The sequence below is a fragment of the Amycolatopsis sp. NPDC051102 genome (assembly GCF_040682815.1).
Taxonomy (GTDB): domain Bacteria; phylum Actinomycetota; class Actinomycetes; order Mycobacteriales; family Pseudonocardiaceae; genus Amycolatopsis.
The window spans coordinates 37114-43907 of the sequence record NZ_JBFBBT010000019.1; the positions used below are offsets into that span (position 1 = coordinate 37114).

Here is a 6794-nt window from a genome sequence, read left to right on the forward strand (position 1 = left end):
GTCACGCACCCAGGTTCTTCACGGGCAGGCCGGGGCCGCCCTGCTGGAGTTCCTTCGACAGCGGCGTGTTCTTGTAGAACTGCGCGTAGATGCGCGCGACCGTGCCGTCGGCGACGGCCTTCGCGAGCCCGTCGTTGAGCTTGTTCAGCAGGTCCACGTTCTTCTTCGCGACGGCGAACGCCGACGGGGTGTCCTTGTCCTCGACCGTGTACCCGAGTTCCAGCGGCACAGCCGGGTTCTGGTCCAGGTACTTCTGCCCGATGTCCTGCGGCACGACCCAGCCGTCGAGGGTGCCGTTCTTCAGCTGCGCGAAGCCCGCGTTGTAGTCGGGGAAGCGGACGACCTGGGCGCCGGCCACCTTGCCGCCGGCGAACTCGTCCTGCACCGAGCCCTGGACCACGCCGAGGCGCTTGCCGGACAGCGAAGCGACGTCCTTCAGGTTCGCGCCCTTCGCCGTGACGACCGTGGTGAAGCCGGTGTTGTAGCCGTTGGAGAAGGCCACGGTCTTCTTGCGCGCCTCGGTGCTGGAGATCGTCGAGCTGCCGATGTCGAACTTGCCGTTCGCGACGCCCGCCAGCAGCCCGGCGAACTCCGTGCCGACGAACTCGACCTCGAAGCCCTCACGCTTGGCGATGTCGCGCAGCAGCTCGTTGTCGTAGCCGGTGAAGCGGCCGTTCTCCAGGTAGATCGACGGCGGGGCGTCGCTCAGGGTGCCGACGCGCAGGGTGGTCGCTCCCGCGCTCGAACCACCGCAGGCGGCCAGTGTCATGGTCAGCGCGCCCGCGGTGAGGACGGCGGTGATCTTGGACAGCGTGGATCTCATCGCTTCTTCCATGGTGGGGACTGGCGCTTCGCAGCGCTCCGTGGTCAGCGATCGAGATTAGGGATTTCGCCCGTTCGAGTGGATTTGTTCCACTCCGTGGACGGGTGCGTCAGCTCACAGGATCGGCTGCGGCGCGTAGCCCGCGGCCTCGGGGAACCGCTCGAGCACCGCCGCGACGCGCTCGGCCACCTGCGCCACCTGCCGCCCGGCCGTCCCGGTGAACGAGATCCGGTCCGCGAAGAGTTTGTCCAGCTCACCGCGGTCGAGCGGGATGCGGTCGTCGGCGGCGAACCGGTCGAGCAGGTCGTTCTCGGCGCGGCCTTCGCGCATCTCGAGCGCGACGGCGACCGAGTGCTCCTTGATCGCTTCGTGGGCCGTCTCACGTCCGACACCCGCGCGCACCGACGCCATCAGCACCTTCGTCGTGGTGAGGAACGGCAGATAGCGATCCAGCTCACGCTCGATCACCGCCGGGAAGGCGCCGAACTCGGCGAGCACCGTGAGGAACGTCTCCAGCAGGCCGTCGAGCGCGAAGAACGCGTCCGGCAGCGCGACCCGGCGGACAACGGAATCGGAGACGTCACCCTCGTTCCACTGGTCGCCGGCCAGCTCGCCGATCATCGACAGGTAGCCGCGCAGCACGACGGCGAGGCCGTTGACGCGCTCGCAGGAACGGGTGTTCATCTTGTGCGGCATGGCGGACGAGCCGACCTGACCGGGTTTGAAGCCCTCGGTGACCAGCTCGTGGCCGGCCATCAGCCGGATCGTCTTGGCCAGGCTGGACGGCGCCGCGGCGAGCTGGACCACAGTGGACAGCACGTCGAAGTCGAGCGAGCGCGGGTACACCTGGCCGACGCTGACGAACCGGCGGTTGAAGCCGAGGTGCTGCATCACGCGGTCTTCGAGCTGGTCCAAAGTGGACTCGTCGCCGAGCAGGTCGAGCATGTCCTGTGCGGTGCCGACCGGGCCCTTGATGCCGCGCAGCGGGTACCGCTCGATGAGGTTGTCGAGCCGTTCGAAGGCGACCAGCAGTTCGTCGGCCGCCGTGGCGAACCGCTTGCCCAGGGTGGTGGCCTGCGCGGCGACGTTGTGGGAGCGGCCGGCCATGACGGTGTCGGTGTGCTCGACGGCGAGAGCGGCCAGCCGCGCCAGCACGGCGGCGACGCGGGTGCGCACGAGCTCCAGGGAGCGGAGCAGCTGCAGCTGTTCGACGTTCTCCGTGAGGTCGCGCGAGGTCATGCCCTTGTGGATGTGCTCCTGCCCGGCGAGGTCGCTGAACTCCTCGATCCGGGCTTTGACGTCGTGCCGCGTGACGCGCTCGCGGGCGGCGATCGAGTCCAGCCGCACGTCTTCCAGCACGCGCTCGTACGCCTCGGCGACGCCGTCCGGCACGTCGACGCCGAGGTCCTTCTGCGCCTTGAGGACGGCCAGCCAGAGCTGCCGCTCCAGGACGACCTTCTGCTCCGGCGACCAGAGCGAGACCAGCTCCGGCGAGGCGTAGCGGGCGGCGAGCACGTTGGGAATGCGGGGCTTGTCCGTCACGCCCTCACGATACCTGCGCAGGTCAGCGCGGCGGTGGCCCGGGGTTTCACCACTCGGCGAAGCCACCGTCGTCGTGCCGCCACACCGGCGAGCGCCAGGCGTGGCCGACCTCGTCCGCGCGGCGCACCGCCTCTTCGTCCACTTCGATACCGAGACCGGGGCCGAGCGGGCGGGCCGCGTAGCCGTCCTGGAAGGCGAAGATCGACGGATCGGCGAGGTACCGGTGTTCGCGGCCCTCGTGGTAGTGCATGCCCACACTCTGTTCCTGGATCAGGAAGTTCGGGGTCGCGAAGGCCACTTGCAGCGACGCCGCCAGGGAAATCGGCCCGAGCGGGCAGTGCGGCGCCAGCGAAGCGCCGTACATCTCGGCGAGCGCCCCGATCCGCCGCAGTTCGGAGATGCCGCCGGCGTGCGACGGGTCGGGCTGGACCACCGCGACGCCGGCGTCGAGGACCGGCTTGAACTCCCAGCGCGAGTAGAGCCGCTCGCCGACCGCGACCGGCACCGTGGACGCCTCGACGACCGACCGCAGCGCGTCGCCCTGGGTTTCCGGGAGGACCGGCTCCTCGACGAACATCGGCTGGACGTCCTCGAGCAGCTTGACCAGCCGCCGCGCCATCGCGGGCGAAACCCGGCCGTGGAAGTCGATCGCCAGGTCGCGGTGCGGGCCGAGCACCTCCCGCGCCTCCCACGCGCGGGCCACCGCGGCATCGGCCTCCGCGGGCGACGCGATCGCGGTCAGCGGGCCGGCGACGTTCATCTTCACCGCCGTGAACCCGGCCGCCACCTGCGCGGACACGGCTTCGCGGATGCCGGCGGGCCGGTCGCCGCCGACCCAGCTGTACACCCGGACGCGGTCGCGGACCGGGCCGCCGAGCAGTTCGTGCACCGGCGCGTCGCGGACCTTGCCGGCGATGTCCCACAGCGCGTGGTCGAACCCGGCCAGCGCGCTGGAGAGCACCGGGCCGCCGCGGTAGAAACCGCCGCGGCGCAACACCTGCCAGTGGTCCTCGATGCGCAGCGGGTCCTGGCCGATCAGCAGCTCGGACAGCTCGTGCACGGCCGCGCGCACGGTCCCCGCGCGGCCCTCGACCACCGGCTCGCCCCAGCCGCTGATCCCCTCGTCGGTGCTGACCTTGAGGAACAGCCAGCGCGGCGCGACCAGAAACGTCTCAACGGCGGTGATCTTCACCCGTGTCTCCCAGCTACGCGGAATCCTTGGCGGCGGACCAGCCGCCGTCGACGGTCAGTTCGGCCCCGGTGACGAACGACGCGGCGTCCGACAGCAGGAACGCGATGACGTTCGCGACCTCCTCCGGCCGGCCGAGCCGCCCCGCCGGCGTCGCCCGCGCGCTGCGTTCGCGGTCCGCCGGCGGGATGCGGTCCCACGCCGCGGTGAGCACCGGGCCCGGCAGCACGGAGTTGACCCGCACCTCGGGCCCGTATTCGACGGCGAGCTGCCGGGCCAGCGCGACGAGCGCGCCCTTGCTCGCGGCGTACGCGGGGTGGCCCGGGAGCCCGAAGTGCGCGTGCACCGACGAAACCAGCACGATCGCGCCCCGCCTTTCCCGCAACGACGGCAGGCACGCCTTCACGGCCAGGTAAGTCCCGGTCAGGTTGACGTCGAGCTGGCGCTGCCACTCGGCGCGATCGATCTCGTGCAGCGGCCCGGTACTGGGCACGTAGGCGTTGCTGACCAGGGCGTCCACCTCGCCGATCGCCGCCCAGGTCGCCTCGTCGGCCACCGAACCCCGGATCGGCGTGACGCCGCCGGGGAGTTCGGCGACATCGACGCCCAGCACGCGGTAGCCGTCGTCGAGCAGTCTCCGGGCGGTCGCCTTGCCGATCCCGGACGCCGCTCCGGTCACCACCGCTGTGGGCATCGCCGAACTCCTTCCCGCACGGGCGCTCCAGCCGGTGCGACAATAATTCCTAATATAAGATTTCACAAGGTAGGGTGCGCCCATGAGGTATCGCTGGGAGATCACCGCGGACGCACTGTGCCAGGGCGTCGTCGGCATCGTGCGCACGCGGGACGCGGAGTCCGCGGTCGAAGCGGCCCGCACGGCCCTCGAAGCCGGGCTGTGCTCGATCGAACTGCCGCTGACCAACCCCGGCGCGCTGGACGCGATCTCCGGGCTCGCCGCCGCCTACCCGGACGCGACGATCGGCGCGGGCACGGTGCTCGACGAGACGTCCGCGGTGCTGGCGATCCGCGCGGGCGCGCGGTTCCTGGTGTCGCCGTCGGTGGACACCGCAGTGATCCGGACCGCGCACCGGTACGGCGCGGCGGCCTTCCCCGGCGCCGGCTCGGTGACCGAGATCGTGCGCGCGCTGGAGGCAGGCGCCGACGCGGTGAAGGTGTTCCCGGCCTCGGCACTGGGGCCGTCGTGGGTGTCGGACGTACAGGCGGCGCTGCCGCAGGCGCCGCTGGTACCCACCGGCGGCATCGCGCCCGAGGACGTGCCAGGCTGGCTGTCCGCGGGGGCGGTGGCCTGCGGGATCGGCTCGGCGCTGACCCGCGGCACCGCGGCGGAGATCGCCGCCCGGGTCGAGACGCTGTTGAGGAGCGCGCATGGCTGAACTGGTCTTCGTCGGGTGCTACACCGGTGACGCCGGGAACGGCACGGGGATCACGACGCTCACGCGGTCGCCTTCGGGTGCGCTCGGCGAGATCGGTTCCCTGCCACTGGAATCGCCGTCGTGGCTCGTACGGCACCCGTCGTTGCCGGTGCTGTACGCGGCGAACGAAACCGAGGCGGGCGGCGTGACGGCGTTGACCTTCTCGCCGTCGGGTGAGCTGTCGGTGCTGGGCACCGCGGAGACCGGCGGCGCGCACCCGTGTCACCTGGCGGTGACGCCGGACGGCCGGTTCCTGTTGTGCGCCAACTACACCGGCGGCAGCGTGGCGGTGTTCTCGCTGTCAGCGTCCGGCGAGCTGGTGGCCCGGACGGCTTTGGTCCGGCACAGCGGCAGCGGCCCGGTGGCCGACCGCCAGGAAGCCGCGCACGTCCACATGGCGGTGCCGTCACCGGACGGTTCCGTCGTGAGCGCGGTCGACCTCGGCACCGACGAGATCCGCAGCTACACGCTGACGTCGTCGGGCGAGCTGGAACCGCTGGCGGTGTCGTCGCTGCCGCCGGGCACGGGACCGCGTCAGCTGGTGCGGCGGCCGGGCACGAACCTGGCCTACGTCGTCGGCGAGCTGGCGGGGACGCTGGTGACGGTCCGCGAGACCTCACCGGGCGCGTTCGAGGTGGTCTCGTCGACGCCTTCGACGCTGTCCCCGGTGAAACCGAACCTGGTGGCGCACCTGGAACTGGCCGACTCGCGGCTGTACGTGTCGAACCGCGGGCCGGACTGCGTGACGGAGTTCGCGCTGGACGACGCGGCCGCGGTGGCGGACCAGCCGTGCGGCGCGAACCCGCGGCACTTCGCGTTGCTGGACGGGACTTGTTACGTGGCAGCACAATCGGAGGACGCGATCACGGCGTTCACGCTGAGCGCGTCCGGCGACGCCGAACTGCGGTACTACCCGACCGGGTCGCCGACGTTCGTGCTGCCGGTGTCGCTGCCTTGACCCGGCATTCATAATGCGGACATCACCTGCCGGCTGAGAGGGTCCCTCCATTGAGCGAACACCGGCCACGCGGGTTGCACGGCCAGACCGTCGAAACCCTGGCCAGCCGGATCCTCTCCGACGAGTGGGGCGAGGGCACGGTCTTGGACCTGCCTGCCCTGCGCGAAGAGCTCGACATCAGCCTGACCGCGCTGCGGGAGGCGCTGAAGGTGCTGGCCGCCAAGGGCATGATCGACGCGCGGCAGAAGCGGGGCACCTTCGTCCAGCCGCGCGAGAAGTGGAACATGCTCGACACCGACGTCATGCGCTGGCAGACCGCGGCCGCCGACGACCCGGTCCTGCTCGACGAGCTCACCGAGGTGCGCGCGGTCGTCGAGCCCGCCGCCGCGCGGATCGCCGCCGGGCGCGCGACGGAAGAGGACGTCGAAGCGCTGCGGGAGGCGCTGGCCGACATGGCGGCCGCGGGCGACGACCCGGAGGCGAGCGTCCAGGCCGACCTCGCCTTCCACCGGCGGCTGATGGCCGCCACCCACAACAACTTCCTGATGCGGATGGAACGGGTCATCGCGATCGGGCTGGCCGAGCGCGACAAGCTCGTGCACGGCTCCGCGGTGGCGGAGGACCCGGTGCCGAACCACCGGAAGGTGTTCGACGCGATCGTCGCGGGCGACCCGGCCGCGGCCGAACAGGCGATGCTCGCCCTCGTCACGAAGGCCCGCGAGGACCTGGAGAAAGCTCAGCGCACGCGGTCGTGGGGGGGGTTTGGGGGGGGGTTCCGGCCGGACACACCCCCCCCCCCCCGCCCGGGGGGGGGCGCGCGCGGGCCCCCGCGGGCCGCAGCGGGGCCCC

The 6794-nt window shown here is 71.6% G+C and carries 6 protein-coding genes and 1 pseudogene; 3 read left to right on the forward strand and 4 right to left on the reverse strand.

The features are described 5' to 3' along the window. Position 1: 1 nt before the first annotated feature. From AB0M93_RS36580 to AB0M93_RS36595, 4 genes are all read right to left on the reverse strand, one after another. The gene (locus AB0M93_RS36580; RefSeq protein ID WP_364282637.1) at positions 2-823 is read right to left on the reverse strand and encodes a transporter substrate-binding domain-containing protein; all 822 of its coding nucleotides are present in this window, start codon (positions 821-823) and stop codon (positions 2-4) included. A 114-nt stretch (positions 824-937) separates the two neighbouring features. Beyond that, positions 938-2365, reverse strand: a complete 1428-nt coding sequence (gene purB, locus AB0M93_RS36585; RefSeq protein WP_364282639.1) for an adenylosuccinate lyase — start codon at positions 2363-2365, stop codon at positions 938-940. 46 nt (positions 2366-2411) lie between these two features. Beyond that, positions 2412-3557, reverse strand: coding sequence for a galactonate dehydratase (dgoD, locus tag AB0M93_RS36590; protein WP_364282642.1), 1146 nt, complete (start codon positions 3555-3557; stop codon positions 2412-2414). Positions 3558-3570: 13 nt separating this feature from the next. Further along, the gene (locus tag AB0M93_RS36595) at positions 3571-4248 is read right to left on the reverse strand and encodes an SDR family oxidoreductase (RefSeq protein WP_364282645.1); all 678 of its coding nucleotides are present in this window, start codon (positions 4246-4248) and stop codon (positions 3571-3573) included. 82 nt (positions 4249-4330) lie between these two features. Between AB0M93_RS36595 and AB0M93_RS36600 the strand changes: the two genes are divergently transcribed. The 3 genes and pseudogenes from AB0M93_RS36600 to AB0M93_RS36610 all read left to right on the forward strand — a co-directional run. Continuing rightward, entirely contained in the window at positions 4331-4948 is a 618-nt protein-coding gene (locus AB0M93_RS36600) for a bifunctional 4-hydroxy-2-oxoglutarate aldolase/2-dehydro-3-deoxy-phosphogluconate aldolase (protein ID WP_364282648.1), read from the forward strand. Then, on the forward strand, positions 4941-5945 hold the full coding sequence (locus tag AB0M93_RS36605) for a beta-propeller fold lactonase family protein (protein WP_364282651.1): 1005 nt from the start codon (positions 4941-4943) through the stop codon (positions 5943-5945). The genes AB0M93_RS36600 and AB0M93_RS36605 overlap by 8 nt, the downstream gene beginning before the upstream one ends. 50 nt (positions 5946-5995) lie before the next feature. Further along, a pseudogene (locus AB0M93_RS36610) lies at positions 5996-6697 on the forward strand (FadR/GntR family transcriptional regulator); the annotation flags it as partial. Between the last annotated feature and the right edge of the window lie 97 nt (positions 6698-6794).

Excerpts from the sequence above, each read along its gene's own strand:
- AB0M93_RS36580 (WP_364282637.1), bottom strand. The coding sequence starts at position 823 with ATGAGATCCACGCTGTCCAAGATCACCGCCGTCCTCACCGCGGGCGCG.
- AB0M93_RS36595 (WP_364282645.1), bottom strand. The coding sequence starts at position 4,248 with ATGCCCACAGCGGTGGTGACCGGAGCGGCGTCCGGGATCGGCAAGGCG.
- AB0M93_RS36600 (WP_364282648.1), top strand. The coding sequence starts at position 4,331 with ATGAGGTATCGCTGGGAGATCACCGCGGACGCACTGTGCCAGGGCGTC.
- AB0M93_RS36605 (WP_364282651.1), top strand. The coding sequence starts at position 4,941 with ATGGCTGAACTGGTCTTCGTCGGGTGCTACACCGGTGACGCCGGGAAC.